Annotated in this window: 15 protein-coding genes and 5 pseudogenes; 9 read left to right on the top strand and 11 right to left on the bottom strand. The window is 70.8% G+C overall.

The window, feature by feature from the left end; translation table 11 throughout:
* The first annotated feature begins 60 nt into the window (after positions 1-60).
* Complete coding sequence (locus DNK56_RS27090; protein WP_111338416.1) at positions 61-885, top strand: helix-turn-helix domain-containing protein; 825 nt, start codon at positions 61-63, stop codon at positions 883-885.
* The gene (locus DNK56_RS27085) at positions 882-1,133 is read left to right on the top strand and encodes a DUF397 domain-containing protein (RefSeq protein WP_111338415.1); all 252 of its coding nucleotides are present in this window, start codon (positions 882-884) and stop codon (positions 1,131-1,133) included. The genes DNK56_RS27090 and DNK56_RS27085 overlap by 4 nt, the downstream gene beginning before the upstream one ends.
* Here DNK56_RS27085 and DNK56_RS27080 read toward each other — a convergent pair.
* Together DNK56_RS27080 and tnpA are read right to left on the bottom strand one after the other, a co-directional pair.
* Positions 1,130-1,789, bottom strand: a complete 660-nt coding sequence (locus DNK56_RS27080) for a class I SAM-dependent methyltransferase (protein WP_111338414.1) — start codon at positions 1,787-1,789, stop codon at positions 1,130-1,132. The genes DNK56_RS27085 and DNK56_RS27080 overlap by 4 nt on opposite strands.
* Positions 1,790-1,887: 98 nt before the next feature.
* Positions 1,888-2,163 (bottom strand): annotated as a pseudogene (gene tnpA / locus DNK56_RS27075) (IS200/IS605 family transposase); the annotation flags it as partial.
* Between tnpA and DNK56_RS27070 the strand changes: the two are divergent.
* The 7 genes and pseudogenes from DNK56_RS27070 to DNK56_RS27040 form a co-directional block, all read left to right on the top strand.
* Positions 2,160-3,200 (top strand): annotated as a pseudogene (locus DNK56_RS27070) (RNA-guided endonuclease InsQ/TnpB family protein); the annotation flags it as partial. The pseudogenes tnpA and DNK56_RS27070 sit on opposite strands and share 4 nt — an antisense overlap.
* Positions 3,201-3,408: 208 nt before the next feature.
* A complete protein-coding gene (locus tag DNK56_RS27065) occupies positions 3,409-5,034 on the top strand; it encodes an adenosine deaminase family protein (RefSeq protein WP_111338413.1) in 1,626 nt (541 codons plus the stop codon).
* Positions 5,035-5,289: 255 nt separating this feature from the next.
* Complete coding sequence (locus tag DNK56_RS27060; protein WP_241990099.1) at positions 5,290-5,490, top strand: hypothetical protein; 201 nt, start codon at positions 5,290-5,292, stop codon at positions 5,488-5,490.
* Positions 5,491-5,573: 83 nt separating this feature from the next.
* Complete coding sequence (locus tag DNK56_RS27055) at positions 5,574-6,137, top strand: MauE/DoxX family redox-associated membrane protein (protein WP_111338411.1); 564 nt, start codon at positions 5,574-5,576, stop codon at positions 6,135-6,137.
* Between the two features lie 63 nt (positions 6,138-6,200).
* Positions 6,201-6,734, top strand: coding sequence for a TlpA family protein disulfide reductase (locus tag DNK56_RS27050; protein WP_199563608.1), 534 nt, complete (start codon positions 6,201-6,203; stop codon positions 6,732-6,734).
* Positions 6,735-6,745: 11 nt separating this feature from the next.
* Complete coding sequence (locus DNK56_RS27045) at positions 6,746-8,596, top strand: ABC transporter ATP-binding protein (protein ID WP_241990098.1); 1,851 nt, start codon at positions 6,746-6,748, stop codon at positions 8,594-8,596.
* A 10-nt stretch (positions 8,597-8,606) separates the two neighbouring features.
* The gene (locus DNK56_RS27040) at positions 8,607-9,038 is read left to right on the top strand and encodes a S26 family signal peptidase (protein ID WP_111338410.1); all 432 of its coding nucleotides are present in this window, start codon (positions 8,607-8,609) and stop codon (positions 9,036-9,038) included.
* Between the two features lie 174 nt (positions 9,039-9,212).
* Here the strand turns inward: DNK56_RS27040 and DNK56_RS27035 are convergent, their stop codons facing one another.
* The 9 genes and pseudogenes from DNK56_RS27035 to DNK56_RS27000 form a co-directional block, all read right to left on the bottom strand.
* Positions 9,213-10,436: an IS4 family transposase gene (locus tag DNK56_RS27035; RefSeq protein ID WP_111334322.1), complete on the bottom strand. Its 1,224-nt coding sequence runs from the start codon at positions 10,434-10,436 to the stop codon at positions 9,213-9,215.
* A 241-nt stretch (positions 10,437-10,677) separates the two neighbouring features.
* The gene (locus DNK56_RS35575; protein WP_199563609.1) at positions 10,678-12,072 is read right to left on the bottom strand and encodes a hypothetical protein; all 1,395 of its coding nucleotides are present in this window, start codon (positions 12,070-12,072) and stop codon (positions 10,678-10,680) included.
* A 60-nt stretch (positions 12,073-12,132) separates the two neighbouring features.
* Positions 12,133-13,578, bottom strand: a complete 1,446-nt coding sequence (locus DNK56_RS27030) for a GH1 family beta-glucosidase (protein ID WP_111338409.1) — start codon at positions 13,576-13,578, stop codon at positions 12,133-12,135.
* A gap of 61 nt (positions 13,579-13,639) precedes the next feature.
* A complete protein-coding gene (locus DNK56_RS27025) occupies positions 13,640-14,905 on the bottom strand; it encodes an ABC transporter ATP-binding protein (RefSeq protein ID WP_446750394.1) in 1,266 nt (421 codons plus the stop codon).
* A pseudogene (locus tag DNK56_RS27020) lies at positions 14,866-15,693 on the bottom strand (ABC transporter permease); the annotation flags it as partial. The pseudogene DNK56_RS27020 and the gene DNK56_RS27025, both read right to left, overlap by 40 nt.
* Positions 15,694-15,699: 6 nt before the next feature.
* A pseudogene (locus tag DNK56_RS27015) lies at positions 15,700-16,677 on the bottom strand (ABC transporter permease); the annotation flags it as partial.
* Positions 16,674-17,729 (bottom strand): ABC transporter ATP-binding protein, encoded by a 1,056-nt coding sequence (locus DNK56_RS27010; protein WP_111338407.1) that lies wholly within the window; start codon positions 17,727-17,729, stop codon positions 16,674-16,676. The pseudogene DNK56_RS27015 and the gene DNK56_RS27010, both read right to left, overlap by 4 nt.
* A 24-nt stretch (positions 17,730-17,753) precedes the next feature.
* Positions 17,754-19,430, bottom strand: a pseudogene (locus tag DNK56_RS27005) (ABC transporter substrate-binding protein).
* Positions 19,431-19,557: 127 nt separating this feature from the next.
* A complete protein-coding gene (locus tag DNK56_RS27000) occupies positions 19,558-20,538 on the bottom strand; it encodes a LacI family DNA-binding transcriptional regulator (protein ID WP_111338406.1) in 981 nt (326 codons plus the stop codon).
* Positions 20,539-20,800: the final 262 nt, after the last annotated feature.

The raw sequence follows: 20,800 nt of genomic DNA, 5'->3' as shown, positions 1-20,800 counted from the left end.
CAACGCCGATGTACGACCTCTGACGGATCATCAAGGGCACTCGACGGGGAGAGGCACTGCATGAAGAGCGGGAAGAACAGCAGGAAACGCGTGACGTCGTGGCACCTGATCGGTGCGCAGTTGGCGACCTTCCGCAGGGCGGCGGGATTAACGCAGTCGGCACTCGCCGAGCGCAGCCGTGTCAGCGAGGACACGATCGCGTCGGTCGAGCAGGGACGGCGCCCGCTCCAGATGGACCTGGCCATCCTGCTGGACCAGATCCTGGAAACCAAGGGGGCCTTGCAGGTCGCGGTGGCGAAGGTCCCACAGAAGGAGCGGTTCCCGGCCTTCGTCCAGGACTTCGTGGAGTACGAGCAGGAGGCGGTGACGCTGATGTCGTACCAGAATCAGGTCGTGCCGGGGCTCCTCCAGACCGAGGAGTACGCGCGCGCCGTCTTCGCTTCGCTCTGCCCGCCCATAGAGCCGGAGGAGATCGACGCACGGGTGGCCGACCGGATGGGGCGGCAGGCTCTCCTGGCGCGCAAGCCCCGCCCCTTGCTCAGCTTCCTCCTGGAGGAGTCCATCCTCCACCGGCCCATCGGAGGGGCGAGCGTCCTGCGCGAGCAGATCGAGTGCCTGCGCAGGTATGCCGATCTCCCCATCCTGAGTCTCCAGATCGTGCCGACATCGCGCGAGACCCACGCCGCCCTCGATGGCCCCATGGTTCTCCTGGAAACCCCGGACCACGACCAGCTCGGCTACATCGAGGGTCAACGCGTGAGCTTCCTGGTCGATGACCCGGACGAAGTCAGCGTTCTCCAGCAGAAATATGGGATGCTCCGATCGCAGGCGCTCTCACCCGAAGAGAGCATTCGCCTCATGGAACACCTGCTTGGAGAGAGATGACCCGCGCAGCACACGGCACCGGACTCATTTGGTTCAAGTCCAGCTACAGCGGCAGCGAAGGCGGCGACTGCCTTGAGGTCGCCTACGACTGGCGCAAGTCCAGCTACAGCGGCAGCGAGGGCGGCAACTGCGTCGAGGTCGCCGCGCACCCCGCCGCCGTACACATCCGGGACTCCAAGGTGACGGACGGCCCCGTCCTCACCGTCCCGCCCACCGCCTGGACCGCGTTCCTCCGGGCGAACAGCTAGCACCGCACGGCCGCGAGGTAGACGCGACGGGCCGGGATCTCGCCCTCGTACGCCTCGCGGACCGTGCAGCCGTCGAGCCGGAATCCCGCGTCCCGGACCGCCGCGCCCAGCTCGTTCGCAGTGAACTCCGCCCAGTAGACGCGTAGTTCACTGCCCAGCGGATCGTCGATGACGTGGTCGGCGGTGCCCTCCTTCGCCACGATCAGCAACTGACCGCCGGGGCGGATCGCGGACGCCCAGCCGGCCAGGGTCGCGGGCAGCACGCGCTTGGGCCGGTCGTGCAGCGAGTAGTACGCGACCAGCCCGTCGAGCGGGCCGCCGGTGAGCGCGCCCTGGTCCATGACGGCGAACCGGTGGCCGGGCCGCTCACGCCGGGCGAGTTCGACACAGCGGGGTGACAGGTCGATGCCGAGCACGTCGAGGCCGTACGAGGCGAGCAGGGCCGTGACATGGCCGCAGGGCCCGCAGCCCGCGTCGTACACCCGGCCACCGGCACCGACCCGCTCCGCGAACGCGCGCAGCACCTCCAGGTCGTACGGCTTGCCGTCCAACTCGTCGCGGAACAGCCGGAGATAGTGCTCCGCGCGGGCGTCCCAGGTGCGGACGACGTCGGCGGTGCTGCCGGGCTCGGGCGGGAACACGGGCGCGTCGGTCATCCCCGCAATCTATCGGCCGCCCGCCGGACGCGGCCGGGAGGAATCGCTTCTCAAGATAGGGGTGACCTGCACCGGAGCGCGGGTCTGCACTGTCTGTCTCAGCCAGGGCGCTTCTGGTTCTCGATGTACTCCTTGATGATTGCCGGCGGTGCGCCGCCTGCGGAGGCGGCGAAGTAGGAGGGGGACCAGAAGTGGTCACCCCACAGGTACTTGCGGATGTGTTCGGGGAACTCTTGCCGGAGCCTGCGGGCTGAGACGCCCTTGAGGCTGCCGACGAGTCGGGACAGGGCGACCTTGGGCGGGTAGTGGACGAGCAGGTGGACGTGATCGCGTTCGCCGTTGAACTCCACCAGCTCGGTCTCGAAGCCCGCGCACTGTGCCGCGTGAGTACGAGCTGCGCAAGCACACCTACACCGAGTTGAAGGCCCGCGGGCTGGGGGCACAGGCCGCCCAGCACGTCATCAAGAAGACGTGTGATGCCTACACCACGTTGAAGGCGAACATCAAGGCGGGGAACCTGGGAAAGCCGGGTTCGAAGCGGCGGATCAGGGCGGAGTCGAAGCCGGTCACGTTCCGGCCCGGGGCCGCGCAGCCGTATGACGATCGTTGCCTGTCCTGGCAGTACGACGCCGCAACGGTGTCGGTCTGGACGGTGGCCGGACGTCTCAGGGGCGTGCGGTTCGCCTGCTCGCCGGACGCGTTGAAGATGCTGCGCGAGCACCGCAGGGGCGAGTCGGACCTGATCGAACGCGACGGCGTGTTCTACCTCGTCGCCGTCTGCGACATCCCCGAGCCCGAGGTGTACGAGCCGGACGGGTTCGTCGGCGTCGACCTCGGCATCGTCAACATCGCCACCACGTCGACCGGGTACCGGGCCGCCGGCCGGGGCCTGAAGCGGCACCGCAAGCGACAGCTCGACCTGCGGCGCACGTTGCAGGCCAAGGGCACCAAGTCCGCGAAGTGTCTCCTGAAGAAGCGTTCGCGGAAGGAAGCCCGGCATACCGCCAACGTCAACCACATCATCTCGAAGAAGATCGTCACCACCGCTGAACGCACCGGCTCCGGTATCGCCCTCGAAGAATTGACGGGCATCCGCAGCCGGGTACGGCTCCGCAAGGACCAGCGGTCATCTCTGCACTCGTGGAGCTTCCACCAGCTTGCCTCCTTCGTGGAGTACAAGGCACGCCGGGCCGGGGTGCCGCTGGTGTACGTCGATCCGGCCCACACCAGCCGGCAGTGCTCCGAGTGCGGTCACATCGACCGGAAGAACCGTGTCGGTCAAGCGACGTTCGCGTGCCGGGCCTGCGGGTTCCTGGCCGACGCGGACGACAACGCGTCCCACAACCTCGCCCGCAAGGGCGAGGCCGTGTGGACCGCGGGGCGTGAGTCACGCGTCCCTGCCACCCCATAAGGGATGACTGGACGGAGGAGCCCACCCGGCAGCCAGTCGGGCGCTACCTCCAAACCCGGTCCTCCAGGACCGGGTCAAGTTGACTCGAGCTTCCATGACAGGCCCCGGTGTCCACCCATGCCCACCCCATCACTCGATCGGGTGAACGTCCCCTGCTCTGAGTCCCATTCGGGGGAAAAACGGCCCGGACGGGCGCGATCATGCCTCGGTGATCTCTACCAACCGGACGGCACGCCGTCCCAAGTCCCCACTCCTGGCAGGGTTCGGCGGTGCGCTCGCGCTGCTGACCCTGCTCCCCGCGATCCCGGCGACCGCCGCCGCCCCCGCGCAGGACGACGCGGTACGGGCCGCCGGCCACGCCTCGCCCCGCGCGGTGACGCCGGCCGAGCGCCGTACCGCCGCCCACCTCGACTCGCTGCGCAACCGGCCGGCCCAGCTGCGGGCCTTCTTCAAGGCGCTGCCGAAGGGCGGTGATCTGCACAACCACCTGTCCGGCGCGGTGACCACCGAATACCTGCTGAAGCTGGCGATCGAGCAGGGACTGTGCATCGACGCGACGATGACGGCCGTGGCCGCGCCGTGCGGCCCCGGCAGCCGGCCCGCCGCCGACTCGAAGACGGACGGCGCGTTCCGGCAGCAGATCATCCGGGCCTGGTCGATGCAGGACTTCCCGGCCGACGAGTCCGGGCACGACCACTTCTTCGACACGTTCGGCAAGTTCGGCATGGCCACCTGGTACACCCGGGGCAAGATGCTGGCCAACGTCGCGAACACCGTGGCCAAGCAGAACCAGTTCTATCTGGAGACCATGGTCAGCCCGGCGTCGGACAGCGCCAAGGCGCTGGCCGACTCGGTGGGTTACGACGCCGACCTGGCCTCGCTGCACCGCAAGCTGCTGGCCGGCGGCAAGCTGGACAAGGTGGTGGACGAGGCGGTCCAGGAGGCCGACGACACCGACGTCCAGTTCCGGAAGGCCGCGCACTGCGACACCGCGCGCCCGGCCCCCGCCTGCAAGCTGCCCGTCCGCTGGATCTCCCAGGTGTCGCGCGGCAGTTCGCCGGTCCGGGTGTTCACGCAGATGGCCGTGGGCATGCGGCTGGCCGAGCGCGACTCCCGGTTCGTCGCGGTCAACCTCGTGCAGCCGGAGGACTGGGACAGCTCGCTGGAGAACTACAGCCTCCAGATGCGGATGCTGAAGTACCTGCGCGGCCAGTACCCCGGCGCCCACCTCACCCTGCACGCCGGTGAGCTGGCGCCCGGCCTGGTCAAGCCGGAGGACCTGACCTTCCACATCAACGAGGCGGTACGGGTCGCCGGGGCCGAGCGCATCGGCCACGGCGTCGACCTGGTCCACGAGGACGACTGGCGCGCCCTGGCCCGGACGATGGCCCGGCGGCACGTCGCGGTCGAGGTGCCCTTCTCCAGCAACAAGCAGATCCTCGGCATCGCGGGCGACGACCACCCGTTCAACGCGTACCGGCGCTACGGGGTGCCGATCGTGCTGTCCACCGACGACCCGGGCGTCTCGCGGATCGACATCAGCCACGAGTACCAGTACGCGGCCCAGACCTACGACCTGTCGTACACCGAGCTGAAGGACCTGGCCCGCGCCTCGCTGGAGTACGCCTTCCGCGACGGCCGCAGCCTCTGGGCGACCGGTACCGCGCCCTCCGGCTACCGCGTGGTGGCGGCCTGCCGGGCCGACCGCCCCGGTGACGGCTCGCCGAGCGCGCGCTGCGCCAACTACCTCGCGAGCAGCCCGAAGGCGGCGACCGAGTGGCGCCAGGAGGCGGCCTTCGCGGCCTTCGAGCGCACCCACGGCGGTCGCGGCTGAGCGGCCCCACCCGCTGCGCACCGTAGGGGTGCGGGACTTCGGTCCCGCACCCCTTTCCCTTTTTTCGCTTCCGCAAGAATAAGAATCAGCCACACTACCGACCATATCCAGCCATCGGAATTCGGAGTTCCATTTCCTTAAATCGGAGATCATCTCTGGTCTAGACAATCGCTTGAGCCATTGGGTAGGTTCCCGTCACGAGATCTCAACCGCTGAATCGACCAACGCATCCGCTCCACTTTTCTGGAGGAATCAATGGTTCAGGCAATTCTCGACATGGCGGACCGCACGCTCTCCCGGCTGCTCCGCGAGGAGACCGCCGAGGCGTACTGCCAGTGCCCCGCCGGAAGCTCCGTCTACTGTTCGGGCGACACCCTCGTGACGAAGTTCTGCTGCTCCTGGAACTGCGCCGCGAAGCCCACCTGCACGTACACCTACGTGTACGGCGGCTGCTGAGCCGCACCACCTCGTGTGACCGTGTTCCCGCCGCCGTCGACGGGCGGCGGCGGGAACGCGGGCCGCCGATTCCGGGAGAGCCCATGAACGCCCTGACCGAGCACCTCCGACTCATCTGCTGCCTGGTGACCTCACTGGTCCTCGGCGCCTCCGCCCTGGGCAAGGCGCGCGCCCCCCGGGAGTTCGCGGACGCCGTGCTGCGCATGCGGGTGGTCCCGGCCCGGACGGTCGGGGCGGTCGCGGTCGGCATGCCGCTCCTGGAGGCCCTGCTCGCCGTGGCCGTATGGATTCCACCGCTCGCCACCTGGGCCTTCGCCGCCGCGACCGGGCTGACCATCGCCTTCACGGCGGCCCTGGCATCGGTGATCGCGCGCGGCATCGACACCTCCTGCTCCTGCTTCGGGGTCTCCGCCGCCCCGGTCGGCCCGGCCCACCTCGTGCGGAACGCGGCCCTCCTCACCGCCGTCGGCGCCGGCTTCGCCGCCACCCTGCTGCACGATTCCGGGACGGCGCTCTTCCCCGCGTTTCCCGAGGCGCTCCTCGGACTGTTCGTGGCCGGCTGCACCAGCGCGCTCATCATCGCGACCGATGTGCTCTCCGAGGTGTTCTCCGGACCTCGCGCGGCGAATACACGACCCACTCATTAATCGCCACCTATTTATTACCGAACACTTCTCGTCCAGTGCGCGCCGAATCGAGGTCCCCTCATCATGCTTGTCGCCGCTGTCGTCATCATCGGCTGCCTTTCCCTCTTCAATCTTCTGCTCACTCTGGCCGTCGCACGCCGCTCCTCGCAATCCACGACGAGCGACATCGAACCTCCGGCGAACCGGCTCCCCGACGGCGCCCCGCTGCCCGAATTCACGGTGGAAACCGTGGAACACGGGACGATCGGCCGGGCCGATATCCGGGGCGAGGCCGTCGTCGGCTTCTTCTCCACGAGCTGCCGTCCCTGCCGCGACCAGGCACCCGATTTCGTAAAAGCGGTGCAGGGCATTCCGGGTGGCCGGGAGCAGGTGCTCGCCTTCGTCAAGGGCGGTGGTCCGGTCGAGAAGGAGCTGGTCGAGCTGCTCGCGCCGGTCGCCCGTGTGGTGACCGAGCCGGCCGGTGAGTCCGGGGCGTCGCAGGAGGCGTTCGGCATCGTCCGCTGGCCCAGCTATCTGAACGTGGACGCGGACGGCCGCGTCACCGGCCGCGAGACGGTGTACTCCCTCGCGGTGCCGACGACCCCGTCGTCCCGGTGAGCGTGCCCCCGGTGGACGGTAAGGGGACCGGTCCGCGCGGCGAGGGCCTCCAGGCGCTGCGGTCGGCGGGTGCCGCCATCGCCCTCGCCTGGCGGGCCGACCCCCGGACCATCGTCGGATTCGCGGCGACCAGCGTCGTCGCCGGGCTGCTGCCGATGGTGGTGGCCCTGATGGTGCGGGAGCTGTTCGACGGGATCGCCCAGCAGGCGTCCGCGAACGAACTGACCCGGATCACGCTCTACCTGATCGCCGCGAGCCTCGGGCTCGCCGTCGTGCCCGCGTTCGGCGAGTATCTGCGCGGCCAGAACAGCCGGGCCATCCGCATCCGCGTCCAGGACGAGCTGTTCGACGGCGTCAACCGGCTGCCGGGCCTGCGCCACTTCGAGGACCCGGCCTTCCAGGACGAGCTGCGCCTCGCCCAGCAGGCCGGCGGGACCGCGCCCGACCTGCTGATCGGGTCCGCCGTCAACAGCCTCCAGGCCCTGGTGACCCTGACCGGGTTCCTCGCCACGGTGTTCGTGCTGAACCCGGTGCTCGGCGTGGTCACGGTCGTGATGGCCCTCCCGCTGTTCCACACCCAGCTCCAGGCCGGGAAGCGGCGGGCGCGGGTCCTCCAGGACAACATGCCGCGCAACCGGCGCCAGATGTTCTACGGCAGCCTCCTCTCGGACACCGACGCGGTGAAGGAGATCCGCCTCTTCGGCCTCCAGGACTTCTTCCGCGACCGGGCCGGCCGGGAGCTGCGGACCGCGTCCGCCGCCGAGAGCCGCACGGACCTGCTGAACCTGATGCGCCGGCTGCCGCCGCTGCTGCTCGGCGTCGCGGTGTATGGGGCGGGGCTGCTGTGGGCGGTGCGCGCGGTCCGGTCGGGCACGCTGACCATCGGTGACGTGTCGATGTTCCTGGCCGCCACGGCCGGGATGCAGTCCGGCGTCGCGCAGCTGGCCACCACCGGCAGCGCCGCGTACCAGGCGTCGATCACCTTCGGGTTCTTCCTGCGCCTCAAGCGCGTCGAGCCGGACCTGCCGCGCCCGGCCGTGGAGCGCGCGCTGCCGCCGCTGTCCCGCGGCATCGAGCTGCGCGACGTCTGGTTCCGGTACAACGACGCCTCGCCCTGGGTGCTCCAGGGCGTCGATCTGACCATCCCGGCCGGCGCCGCGACCGCGCTCGTCGGGCTGAACGGGGCCGGCAAGAGCACCCTGGTGAAGCTGCTGTGCCGGCTGTACGACCCGACGCGGGGCACGATCCTGTGGGACGGGCAGGACATCCGGGAGATCGCCCCGGAGACACTGCGCCGGCGGGTCGGCGTGGTCTTCCAGGACTACTGCCGCTACGACCTGACGGCGTCCGAGAACATCGGTCTGGGCCAGGTGGACCGGATGGCCGACGAGGAGCGGATCACCGGCGCCGCGAAGGCCGCCGGCATCCATGCCCGGATCGGCCGCCTGGGCGCCGGCTACCGCACGCTGCTGAGCCGTATCTTCGTCCCCGAGACGGAGCAGGGCCTCGCCGGCCAGTCGCTGTCCGGCGGCGAGTGGCAGCGGGTCGCGGTCGCCCGTGCGTTCATGCGCGGGGACGCCGAGCTGATGATCCTGGACGAGCCGAGCGCCGGTCTGGACGCGGCGGCCGAGAAGCAGCTCCACGACTCCCTGCGGGAGCTGCGCCGGGACGCGACGAGCGTGATGATCTCGCACCGGCTCAGCTCGGTGCGCGGGGCGGACCGGATCGTCGTGCTCACGTCCGGCCGGATCGCCGAACAGGGCACCCACGACGAGCTGATGGTGCTGGGCGGCGCGTACGCGGACCTGTTCACGCTCCAGGCGGACGGCTACCAGATGGACGTACCGGCGGGCCGGGGCTGAGGAGGACGTGATGGTGGCGGTGCTGGGTGCGGGGGCGGGGTTCGTCGTCCTGCTGGTCCTGCTGCGGCTGACCGTGTCGGTGCTGCTGGTGTCGGGGCCGAGCATGACGCCGGCCCTGCGCCACGGGCAGCGGGTGCTGTTCGTCCGGCGCGGGCTGGTCCGGCCGCGCGCGGGGCGGATCGTGGTGCTGCGTCCGCCGCCGGGACCGGCGGGCCGCCCGCTGCTGGTGAAGCGGGTGGTGGCGCTGGGCGGCGATCCGGTCCCGCCGGAGGTCCGCGAGGCGACGGGCGCGGCGCCGGACGCGGTGGTGCCGCCCGGCCGGCTGATGGTGCTGGGCGACAATCCGCCGTTCAGCACGGACTCCCGGCTGTGGGGCGCGCTGCCGGTGTCGGACGTGGTGGGCGTGGTCCTGGAGGGGACGCGGCTGCGGGGCCGGGCCTAGGGGCAATGCCGGTGACTTTAGGTTGTTGCTGGTGGGACGGTGGTGATGGTCGCTGGGGCTGGTGGTGGCCAGTTGCGGTGTTCGGCCCGCTTGAGGGGCCAGTTGGACATCTTGCGTTTGATCACGCGGGGGCAGGTCCGGTGGCGGCGGGCGGGCAGGAGTCGTTCGGTGATCTCAGCCAGGGTGCGGGTCAGTGCCCGTGCGAGTCTGCCGGGGGGAAAACGCCGCCTGGGCCGGGACCTGGCGGCGCACGATTCGCAGGGACCGGGTGAACGACACGCGGTCCGGGTCGAGACCGTGGTCGAGGGCGGCCTGGTGCATCAGCTGCCGGATGGCGTGATGGACGAGGAGGAAGCCGTAGATCTCCTGTTCCACGCCCCACGGGTACTTCGAGCGCAGGACGAGCTTCGGGCCTCTCTGGTGGGTTTTGATCTCGTCCAGCGTGGTCTCGATCTCCCAGCGCTGGGCGTAGAGCGCGGCGAGGTCCCGGGCGGGTGCCTGCTCGGGGTCGAGCAGGGTGGTCAGCAGGCGGTAGACGGTGGTGTCGCCGCTGCGTGCGAGGGTGTACTCGATCACGCGGACCGTCACGGGGTTGCGGCGGCTCCTGCGGTCCCGTTCGGCATGAACGGTGCTGAGGTAGGAGCCGTCGGCGAGGACCTGCACGACGGGCAGGGCCGCGCTCTTGCGCATCCGCCACAGCAGGTCGGCGCCACTGGCCCGGGCGGCCTGCCACAGCTCGAATCCGTAAAAGCCCCGGTCGGCCAGCAGCAGCATCTCTTCTCCGAGCTGGGTGAACAGCTGCCGCGACAGCGCCTGCTCGCTCGCCGACAACGGCCCCACGGCTGTGCCGAACACCGCGTGGGTGCCGCACTCGGCCAGCGCCACCACCCTGGCCTGCGGGAACGCACCCACCCCGCGACCCGAACCCGGACGGCCGAAGAAGTCGTCGTTCGCCGCGGTGTCCGCCAGGTCCAAGGTGGTGCCGTCCACGGCCATCAGACGCCACCGCCGATACCAGGCGCCGGCCGTCTCCGGCACGGCCACCGGACGGCACACCCGCGCGAACAGCTCCTTCAGCGGCTCGACACCCAAACGCCGGCGCGCCCGCCCGATCGCGGCGGTCGTCGGCACACGCCACGACCGCCGCCCGCCCTCCAGCCCCTCGCCCAGCAGTCGCGCAACCTCTTCATAGGGCTGGCCGAAGAACAGACACATCGCCAACACGAAGTACACAACCACCCGGGCGGGCAGCAGCCGACTGCGCTGCTCGGCCCGCCCGGTCCCGGCGATCACCTCGTCGACCAACTGCGGCGGAAACGCACGCGTCAACACCCCGATCGCGATCCGATCCGACAAACGCTCACCCGCAGGCAACTTGACCTGCCCCACCCTCGCCACACCACAACCAACGACCCATGGACGCCAAAGTCACCGGCATTGGGCCTAGGGGGTGTCTGACAAATCCCCGCGGCGTCGCGGCGCCTGGCACGCACGCTCGCCGCGTTGCCGAAAAGTCCTAGTAGCTCCTTCCCCAAGCTCTTGACGAGCAGGGGAGACCCCATCCGAGGATTTCCCGGCGCCTTGCGATCGCACGCACCAGACGCCGCTCCTTCCTCCACGGGGATTTGTCAGACACCCCCTAGAAGCCGCCCCCGAAGTCGCCTCCGCCGCCGAACCCCCCTCCGCCGTCCCCGAAACCGCCCCCGAAGCCGCCGTCGAAGCCCGACGGGTCGTAGTCGGCGCCGGAGAAGTCGCCGCCCGCGAAGTCACCGCCGAAGTCGCCGCCGCCGTACTCCGCCGCGTACGCCGGGGTGGCCAGCACCGAGCCGAGCATCGTGCCGGCCAGGAGCATGGGCAGCAGGCCGCCCGCGAAGTAGCCGCCCGCCCAGGGGCCGTAGGCCGGGCCCGCCTCCCAGTACGGGCGGCGGGTGCCGTCGCCCGCGTCCACGGTCCGGCTCATCGGCGGCTCGCCCTCGCGCAGCCGCACCTCGTCCGCCGCGCACACCGGGACCTCTCGGGCGCTGCCGCCCGCCGGGCTCCAGCGGACGTCCGCGACCGAGGGCCCGTGGCGCGGGTCGAAGAAGCAGGGCGGGCGCCGGGCCGGGAGCTCGCGGCCGGTGCGGCGGGCGTCGAGCACCGCGAGCGAGTAGCGCCCCTCCTCCAGGGCGGCGGTCACCCCGCGCACGTCCGAGGGGTGTTCGGCCCGCGCCATCCGGGTCTTGGCGCTCTCGTAGGAGTCGAGGGCGCGTTCGTAGTCGGCGCGCATCGTGTCGTCGGCGCCGGGCTCCGCCGGATGGAAGTCGAGCCGTTCCAGGGTCTCCCCGTACGCGGTGATGTCCTCGTCCACGACGACCCGCAGCTTCTCCAGCGCGGCCCGCTCCTCCGCCCTCCTGCGGCCGCGGTTGCGGCGGACGACGGTGTACGCGGCGGCCCCGCCGAGGACGACGACGGCCCCGGTCACGGCGAGGCCGACCGCGGCCGAGCCCGTACCGGACGAGGAGCCGCCGTTCCAGGAGGCGGGCGCGTGGCCGCGGGCCTGTTCGACGGCCCGGTCGACGAAGGCGTCGAGCTGGGTCGCCGCGTCGGTGTCCGCGCCGGGCGTCTGCACGGCGGCGGTGAGGTTGATGACCGCGTTCCGGGACATGACCTGCGGGTCGGCGCCCGCGCTGAAGGCGTCCCCGAGGCGGACGGCGTAGACGCCGGTGATCCCGGTCTCGGTGCGCAGGGTGCGCAGGACGCTGTCCTTCGGGAAGGCGGCGGTGTCCGGCAGCACGGCCACGAGGACCGGCTTGTCCGCGTTCTGGATCTTCCTGCCGAGCGCGGCCGCCTGGCCCGGTGAGAGCTGGTCGGACGCGGCCGGGTCCACGTACACGGGCCCCTGGCGCAGGGCGCGGGCCACGTCCTCGACGGTGGAGGCGCCGGGCGTGGCGGGGGCGGCGGCCGGGGCCAGGAAGAGGGCGAGGGCGGACAGGGCCATCAGCAGCCCCGCCAGGAACGCCGGGGCCGCACGGGTGTGGAACGGCCGGTTCCGCATACGTCCACGCTAACGGCACACCCACCCCGGCGCACACGCGTACGACTCAGGGTTCGCGGCTCAGGCTCGCGGCCGGGGCTTCGCGGGTGGGGCCTCGCGGGTGAGGCGGATGGTGTCGCGGTACCACTTGGCGCTGTCCTTGAGCGTGCGCTCCTGCGTCTCGTAGTCGACGCGGACGATGCCGAACCGCTTGTCGTAGCCGTAGGACCACTCGAAGTTGTCGAGCAGCGACCAGGCGAAGTAGCCCCGGACGTCGGCGCCCCGCGCGCGGGCGGCGGCGACGGCGTCGATGTGGTCGGCGAGGTACGTGGTGCGGTCGGCGTCGTGGACCGCGCCGTCCTCGGCGACGGTGTCGTCGAAGGCGGCGCCGTTCTCCGTGACGACGGTGGGCAGTCCGTAGTCGTGCTCCAGGCGGACGAGCAGGTCGGTGAGTTCGGTGGGGGTGATCTCCCAGTCCATGTCGGTGCGCGGCAGATCGCGCTCCACCTGGCGGGTGACGGGCAGCCCGTCCGCGTCGGTGGCGGCGCCGTCCTCGGTGACGCCGGAGAACAGCGAGCCCCGGTAGAAGTTGACGCCGAGCACGTCCAGCGGGGTGGCGACGACCGCCAGGTCGCCGTCCCGGACGGGCAGTTCGACGCCCCGGGCGGCGAGGTCGGCGACGACGTCCGCGGGGTAGGCGCCCCTGACGACCGGGTCCAGATAGAGCCGGGCGCCGAGCCCGTCCGCGCGGCGGCAGGCCTCGGCGTCCTCGGGGCTGTCCGTCTCGGGGGTCGCGGTGCCCAGGTTGAGGGTGAGGCCCAGCTCCAGCGCGTCGCCCCGGGCGGCGGCCCGCTCGCGCATCCGGCGCGCGGCGAGGCCGTGGCCCAGGAGCAGGTGGTGGACGGCGTGGATCGCCTCGCCGAAGTCCTGCCGGCCGGGGGCCTGGTTGCCGTAGGCGTAGCCGAGCATCGCCGAGCACCAGGGCTCGTTGAGCGTGGTCCAGTGGGCGATCCGGTCGCCGAGGGCGTCGTGGGCGAGCGCGGCGTAGTCGGCGAAGCGGTACGCGGTGTCGCGGACCGGCCAGCCGCCGGCGTCCTCCAGCTCCTGCGGCAGGTCCCAGTGGTAGAGGGTGACCCACGGGGTGACGCCCGCGGCCTCCAGCTCGTCGAGCAGCCGCTTGTAGAAGTCCAGGCCCCTGGGGTTGGCCGGGCCCCGGCCGCCCGGCTGGACGCGCGGCCAGGCGAGCGAGAAGCGGTAGGTGTCGACGCCGAGGTCCGCGATCAGCCGCACGTCTTCGGGCATGCGGTGGTAGTGGTCGCACGCCACGTCCCCGTTCTCGCCGCGCACCACCATGCCGGGCACCCGGCAGTAGGTGTCCCAGATGGACGGCGTCCTGCCGTCCTCGGCCGCCCCGCCCTCGATCTGGTACGCGGCGGTGGCGACGCCCCAGCGGAAGCCGGCGGGCAGTCCGGGCACGGGCCGGGCGGCGATCTCGCGGGCGTACGCCCGGCGGGTGACGGGGTTCATGGTTCTCCTGTCGTGTGCGTTGCTCGTCGGACCGGGTGGAGGCGGGGGTACCGGGCTCCGCCTACGCGCCGGTGCCGACCGGGACCTCGTGGTGGAGCCAGCAGGCCACCGTGCGGGAGTCGTCGGCGTCCGGCGCGGCGAGTACCGGGACGTGGCTGTCGCAGCCCGCGGTCCGCTTGGCGCAGCGGGGGTGGAAGGCGCAGCCGGCGGGCATCGCCGTCAGGTGCGGGGGCGAGCCGGGGATGCCGCTGAGTTCGCGGCGGGGGCCGTGCAGCGCGGGGAAGGAGTGCAGCAGTCCGGCGCTGTACGGGTGGCGGGGGTCGCGGTAGAGGTCGGCGGCGCCGGCCTCCTCGACGATCCTGCCCCCGTACATGATCGCGATCCGGTCGGAGAACTCGATCAGCAGCGAGATGTCGTGGGTGATGAAGACGACGGAGAAGCCCAGTTCCTCGCGGAGCCGGATGAGTTGGCGCAGGATCTGGCGCTGCATGACGACGTCGAGCGCGGTGGTGGGCTCGTCCATGATGACGATCTCGGGTTCCAGGGCGAGCGCCATCGCGATCATGACGCGCTGGCGCATGCCGCCGGAGAGCTGGTGCGGGTAGGCGCCGAGCCGGGCCGGGGAGATGCCGACGAGGCCGAGGAGTTCGCGGGCGCGGGCGGTGCGGTCGGTCTTGCGCATCTCGGGGCGGTGGGCGCGGAGTACGTCGGTGAGCTGGCTGTGCACCGTGTGCACGGGGTTCAGCGAGTTCATCGCGCCCTGGAAGACGATGGACAGCTCCTGCCAGCGGAAGGCGCGCAGTTCGGCCGCGGTCATGGCGAGCAGGTCGAGGCGGTCGCCGTCGCGCCGGTGGTAGTGGACGTCGCCGCCGGTGATGACGCCGGGCGGGGAGAGGAGCCGGGTGACCGCGTAGGCCAGGGTGGACTTGCCGGAGCCGGATTCGCCGGCCAGGCCCAGTACCTCGCCGCGGTGCAGGGTGAGGTCGATGCCGCGCAGGGCGTGCACGGCGTCGGCGCCGGTCCCGTAGTCCACGTCGAGGCCGCTGATGGTGAGGACGGGCTCGCTCATGGGCGGGTCTCCTTGTGCGGTGCGGTGCGCGTACCGGTATCGGTGCGGGTGCCGATATCCGTGCCGGTGCCGGTATCCGTGCCGGTGCCGGTGCCGGTGCGGGCGACCGGGGTGAAGCCGACGCGCATCCTGACCGTGCGGGAGCCTCCGGTCTCGGTGCGCAGGCGCGGGTTGACGAACTCGTCGATCCCGAAGTTGATGAGCGCGAGGGACATGCCGAGCAGGGCGATGCAGAGTCCGGCCGGGACGTACCACCACCAGGCGCCCAGGGCGAAGGCCTGGTTGGACTGCGCCCAGAACAGGACGGTCCCCCAGTTCCAGTTGGAGATGTCGGCGACGCCGATGAACGCGAGGGTGATCTCGGAGAGGATCGCGAAGATGACCGTGCCGACGAAGCCGGAGGCGATGACGGCGGTGAGGTTGGGCATCACCTCGAAGAGGATGATCCGCCAGGTGGGTTCGCCGGTGGCGCGGGCCGCCTCCACGTAGTCGCGGCGGCGCAGCGACAGCGTCTGGGCGCGCAGCACGCGGGCGCCCCAGGCCCAGGAGGTGAGGGCGATGACGGCGGCGATCAGCAGGTCGCCGGTGTCGCTGACGAAACTGGCGATGATGATGATCAGCGGCAGTCCGGGGATGACCAGGAAGACGTTGGACAGCAGCGACAGCGCCTCGTCGGCGGCGCCGCCGAGAAAGCCCGCGGTGACGCCGACGAGCACGGACAGGATCGTGGCGAGGATGCCGGCGACGAAGCCCACGAGGAGGACGCCCCGGGCGCCGACGAGGATCTGGGACAACACGTCCTGGCCGATGTGCGTGGTGCCCAGCCAGTGCGAGGCGGAGGGCGGCTGAAGCAGCTCCCGGCTCATCGCGTCGGGGTCGTACGGGGCGATCCACGGGCCGATGATCGCGATCAGCACGAAGAACAGCAGGATGCACAGTCCGACGACGGTCTTGCGCCCGCGCAGGAAGCGGAACCTGCGCCGGCTCGCGGCCGGGACCTCGGCGGCGTCGAGCACGGCGGCATCGGTGGCGGCGGTGGCGGCCATCCGCCAGGCCTCCCTTCGGGTGCGGGGGTCGAGGAGCATGTAGAGGATGTCGGCGAGGAGGTTCGCCACCAGGACGGAGAGCGTGATGATGAGGAAGACGCCCTGCATGAGGGGGTAGTCCTTGGCGCCGACGGCCTTGAGGAGCTGGAAGCCGATGCCGGGGTAGCTGAACACCATCTCGACCAGCAGCGTGCCGCCGACGATGAGGCCGAGCGAGAGGGCGAAGCCGGAGATGTTGGGCAGGATCGCGTTGCGTGCCGCGTAGCCGAACATCACCCGGCGCTCGGAGAGGCCCTTGGCCTGGGCGACCATGACGTAGTCCTCGCTGGACACCGTCACCATCATGTTGCGCGTGCCGAGAATCCAGCCGGCCACGGCGCTGAGGACGATCGTGACGCCCGGCAGCACCCCGTGGTAGAGCGCGCTGGAGACGAACGGCCAGTCGAAGGCCGGGATGAGGGAGTCGTCGTACCCGCCCTCGAAGGGGAAGAGCGGCCACTTGACCGCGAACAGCGAGATCGCGATGAGCCCGAGCCAGAAGTACGGGATGGACGAGATGAACGTGGTGACGGGCAGCAGGCCGTCCATCCAGGAGCCGCGCCGCCAGCCGGCGAGGACGCCGATGCCGGTGCCGAGCACGAAGCTGATGAGCGTGGTGATGCCGACGAGCGCGACGGTCCAGGGCAGGGCCTGGCCGATGACCTCGCCGACCGGGGTCGGGAAGAAGGTGAACGACATTCCGAGGTCGCCGTGGAGCAGGTGCGACCAGTAGTCGGTGTACTGCTCCCAGAGCGACTGCTTCTTGTCGAGGCCGAAGAGCGCCTCCAGGGACGCGATGGCGCTGGTGTCGAGTTGGCCCTGATAGCGGGCGAGGAGTGCCTGGACGGGGTCGCCGGGCATCAGCCGCGGGATGAGGAAGTTGACGGTGATGGCGGCCCAGGCGGTGACCAGGTAGAAGGCGAGCCGTTGGAGGAGGTACTTCACTTCGCGGCCTCCTTCTCGTGGCCGGCGGCGCCGGTGCCGTTCTCGTACAGCCAGCAGGCGGCCCACTGGCCGTCGGCGAGGTCGAAGCGCGGCGGGAGTTCGGAGCGGCAGCGCTCCATCGCCCGGGGGCAGCGGGGGTGGAAGCGGCAGCCGGCCGGCGGGTCGATGAGCGAGGGGGCTCGCCGCCGGCCCCGTCCTCCGGTTCCTCGCCGGTGTCCGCCCGGTCGGGGTGGGGGCGCGGAGGCGATGAGAAGCTGGGTGTAGGGGTGGGCGGGGCGCTGGGTGACGGTCTCGCTGTCGCCGCCCTCGACGACCCGGCCGGCGTACATCACCAGCGTGGTGTCCGCGAAGTAGCGGGCGGACGCGATGTCGTGGGTGATGTAGAGGATGGCGAGGCGGAGCCGGTCCTTGAGGTCCCCCAGCAGGTTGAGCACCCCGAGCCGGATGGACACGTCCAGCATGGAGACGGGCTCGTCGGCGAGGAGGACCTGCGGGTCGGCGCCGAGCGCGCGGGCGATGGCCACGCGCTGGCGCTGACCTCCCGACAGCTCGTGCGGGAACTTGTCCAGGTACTGATGAGGAGGGGTCAGCTGGACGCGGTCCAGCAGAGCGGTCAGGTTCTCCTCCAGCTCCGCGTCGCCGCTGCCGGCCCGGCCGTGGATCTTCAGTGACCGGGTCAGGTGGTAGCGCACGGTGTGCACGGGGTTCAGCGAGGCGAACGGGTCCTGGAAGATGAGCTGGACGCGGCGTACGTAGCCGCGGAAGGACCGGCCGCGTCCGGCCTTCACCGGCCGGCCGCCGAGCAGGATCTCGCCCGAGGTGAGCGGATACAGCTGCGCGAGCAGCCGGGCGACGGTGGACTTCCCGGAGCCCGACTCCCCCACCAGGGCCGTGACGGTGCCGCGCCGCAGTTCCAGCGAGACGTCGTCGACGGCGTGGACGCTGCGGCGCCTGCCCGCGAGGAGGTCGCGGCCGGTGCGCCGTACGGCGAAGTGCTTGGTGACTCCGCGTGCTTCGAGCACGATGTGGTTGTTCTCCGGCTGCTCGGACATGGCCGGTCCCCGGAATCCCTGGTCCTACTTGGCGGGCTTGAGGTTGAGGACGACTTCCAGCGAGGAGGGCTGGGTGTGCTGGGGGTCGGCGTACGGGTCGTCCTCGGTGGGCCGGCCCACCCAGTTCTTCGTGGAGTACTCCGCCCCGATGGGCGCGGCGGCGGTCGGGATCATCGGCGCCTGTTCGACCATGATCTTCTGCAGGGTGTTCATGGCCGTGGTGCGGGCGGTGTCCGTGGTGGCCCGGGCGAAGTCCTTGAGCGCTTCGGTGGCCTCGGTGCTCTTGAAGCGGCCGAAGTTGCCGGACTGGGACGCCTTGCCGATGGGCTGGAGCAGGGCCCCGTCCATGATGTTCTGGTACATGTCGTACGGGGTGGCGCCGCTGTTGGTCCAGTGCAGGGTGGCGTCGAAGTTGCCGTTGGCGACGTCGGTGCCCCACGCCTCGGCGGTCTGGGTCTTGACCTCGGCCTCGATGCCGATCTTCTTGATGTTGTCCTTGATGATCGCCAGGCCGGTGATGTAGTCGTTCCAGCCGGCCGGGTCGGTGAAGGTGAGCTTCACCGGCTTGCCGGCCGGGTCCTTGAGGACGCCGCCGGCGAGCGTGAAGCCGGCTTTTTCCAGGACCTTCTTGGCGCCCTCGACGTCCGGCTCGGTGGTGGCGTCGCGGTACGCGGGGGCGATGAAGGACTCACCGGCGGGCAGCGGGATGCCGGTGGGGTTGGTGATCTCCGGGTAGAGGGTGGCCTCGGCCTGGGTGTAGATGGCGTTGCGGTCCACGACCATCGCCATGGCCCGGCGCAGCGCCGGGTTGTCGAACGGCTTGCGGGTGGTGTTGAACCACAGGCCGTGGATGCCGAGGCCGGAGGGGAACCACAGCTTGTGGTTCTCGGGGTCCTTGGCGATGAACAGCTTCTTGTAGTCCGGCATGAAGACGAAGGACCACTCCAGCTTGCCGCTCGCCAGCGCGGTGGTGGCGGCGCTGTTGTCGTTGTACGTGGTGTAGCGCAGCTCCTTGACCTTGGTCGAGCCCTTCCAGTAGTCGGGCGTCGCGGTCAGGGTGGTGGTCTGCGGGGTGAAGGTCTTCAGCTTGTACGGGCCGGAGCCGACGGGGGTGCGGTTGGGCCAGGTCTCGGGGTTCTCGACCTTCTGCCAGATGTGCTTGGGCACGATGAACTGCTGGATGATCTTGTTCTGGTTGACGTACTGCGAGTCGTCGAAGCGCAGGACGACCTGCTTGCCCCGGACCTCGATGTCGCCGTACGCGATGCCGTTGCCGTTGAGGGCGGGGTGCTTCTTGAGCAGTTCGAAGGTGAACGCCACGTCCTCGGCGGTGACCGGCTTGCCGTCCGCCTACCTGGCGCGCGCGTCGAGCGTGAAGGTGACCTGGTGGAAGTCGAGGTCCCATTTCCAGTCGGTCGCCAGCCACGGGTCGGCCTTGTCGGCGGGCCGGATCTGGCTCGTCATCGCCAGCGGCTCGTAGATCATGTAGCGGTAGCCGAGGGTCGCGCCGGCCGAGGTGTTGAGGAACGGGTTGCTGTTGTCGGTCTGCGGACCGTCCGGCTTGCCCAGGGTCAGCACGCCGGAGGCGGCGCCCCCGCGGCTCTTGTCGCGGTCGGAGTTGGCGGAGGAACAGCCTGCGGCGAGGGCGACCACCGCGGTGGCGAGCGCGGCGGCTCTGAGCGTGTGACGGCGTGCGGACATGGCGACTCCAGGTGGGAACCGGCGGGTCTGGAAGATCCGGAAACGGGCAGCGCTCGGCGCGCCGGGTACGGGGGTGACGGCGTTGCGGGTGGTGCGTTGCGGGTGCGGTGGTGGGCCTGGGGAGCCCTTACCGCCAGGGCGCCGAGTGGCGCACGACCAGTTCGGTGGGCAGCACGACCGGGGCGTCGGGCGCGGGCGTGCCGCCGAGGTGCGCGAGGAGCATCCGTGCGGCCGTCTCACCCATCCGCCGGGTGGGCTGGCGCACGGTGGTCAGGGGCGGTTCGGTGTGTTCGGCCATCGGGATGTCGTCGAAGCCGACGACCGCGATGTCACCGGGCACGGACTTCCCGGCGGCGCGCAGCGCCCGCAGCACCCCGGCCGCGGTGATGTCGTTGTGGGCGAAGACCGAGTCGAACTCGGTTCCGGCGGCGAGGAGTTCCTCCACGGCGAGCCGGCCGCAGCGCTCGGTGAAGTCGCCCCGGACGACGAGGTCGGTGGGCAGGACCGAGCCGAACCCGGCCAGCCGGTCGCGTACGCAGCCGAAGCCCTCGGGGCCGGTGATGACGACGGGCCGGGTGCGTCCGGCGTCCCGCAGATGGCGGGCGGCCGACGCGCCCCCTTCGTGGTTGGTGGTCACGACGGAGGGGAACTCGGGGTGGTGGCCGCGATCGTCGATCAGCACGATCGGCAGGCCGTCGCGGTGCAGTTCGGTGAGGTGGTCCAGGGTGTTCTCGGGTTCCACCACGACCAGTCCGTCGAAGGCGCGCGCCGACACCTGGCTGGTGAAGCGCTGGACGGACTCGGCCCCCCGGTTGCAGGTGAACAGCAGCAGCCCGTAGTCGGCGGCCTCGACGGTGTCGACGACGCCCTGGAGCACCTCGCCCATCCAGGGCCAGGTCAGCGAGGGCACCAGCATGCCGACGGTGCGGCTGCTGCCGCGGGCCAGGCCCACGGCGCCCGAACTGGGTACGTAGCCGAGCTGCGCGATCACCGCGCGGACGCGGGCGGCCGTGGTGCCGTCCACCTCGCCCTTGGTGTTGATGACCCGGGACACGGTCGTCTTGCTGACGCCGGCCTCGCGGGCGACGTCGGCGATGGTGACACGCATCGGGGCCTCCAGGGCACGGCGGGGCGGTGGGAGCGGCCGGAGCGGCCTGCGGTGGAACCGGTACCGCAACCGGTTCCGGAACCGGTACCGGCGTTGGTGGCGTGAGTTAACCCCGCTCGAACAACGCCGTCAATACTTCACGTCGAGATTGGTCCGTACCCATCCGGCAACGAGGAGAAGACGACCCTTGGCTTCAACTCCTGAACGGACAAACCCTTGACGCGGTCCGCCGAATCCCGTTCACTCGGTGCCCGTACGGGCC

The organism is Streptomyces sp. AC1-42W (genome assembly GCF_003248355.1).
Lineage (GTDB): Bacteria > Actinomycetota > Actinomycetes > Streptomycetales > Streptomycetaceae > Streptomyces.
Note: the sequence above shows the minus strand (reverse complement) of the source record. Positions and strands in the feature narration are given on the sequence as shown.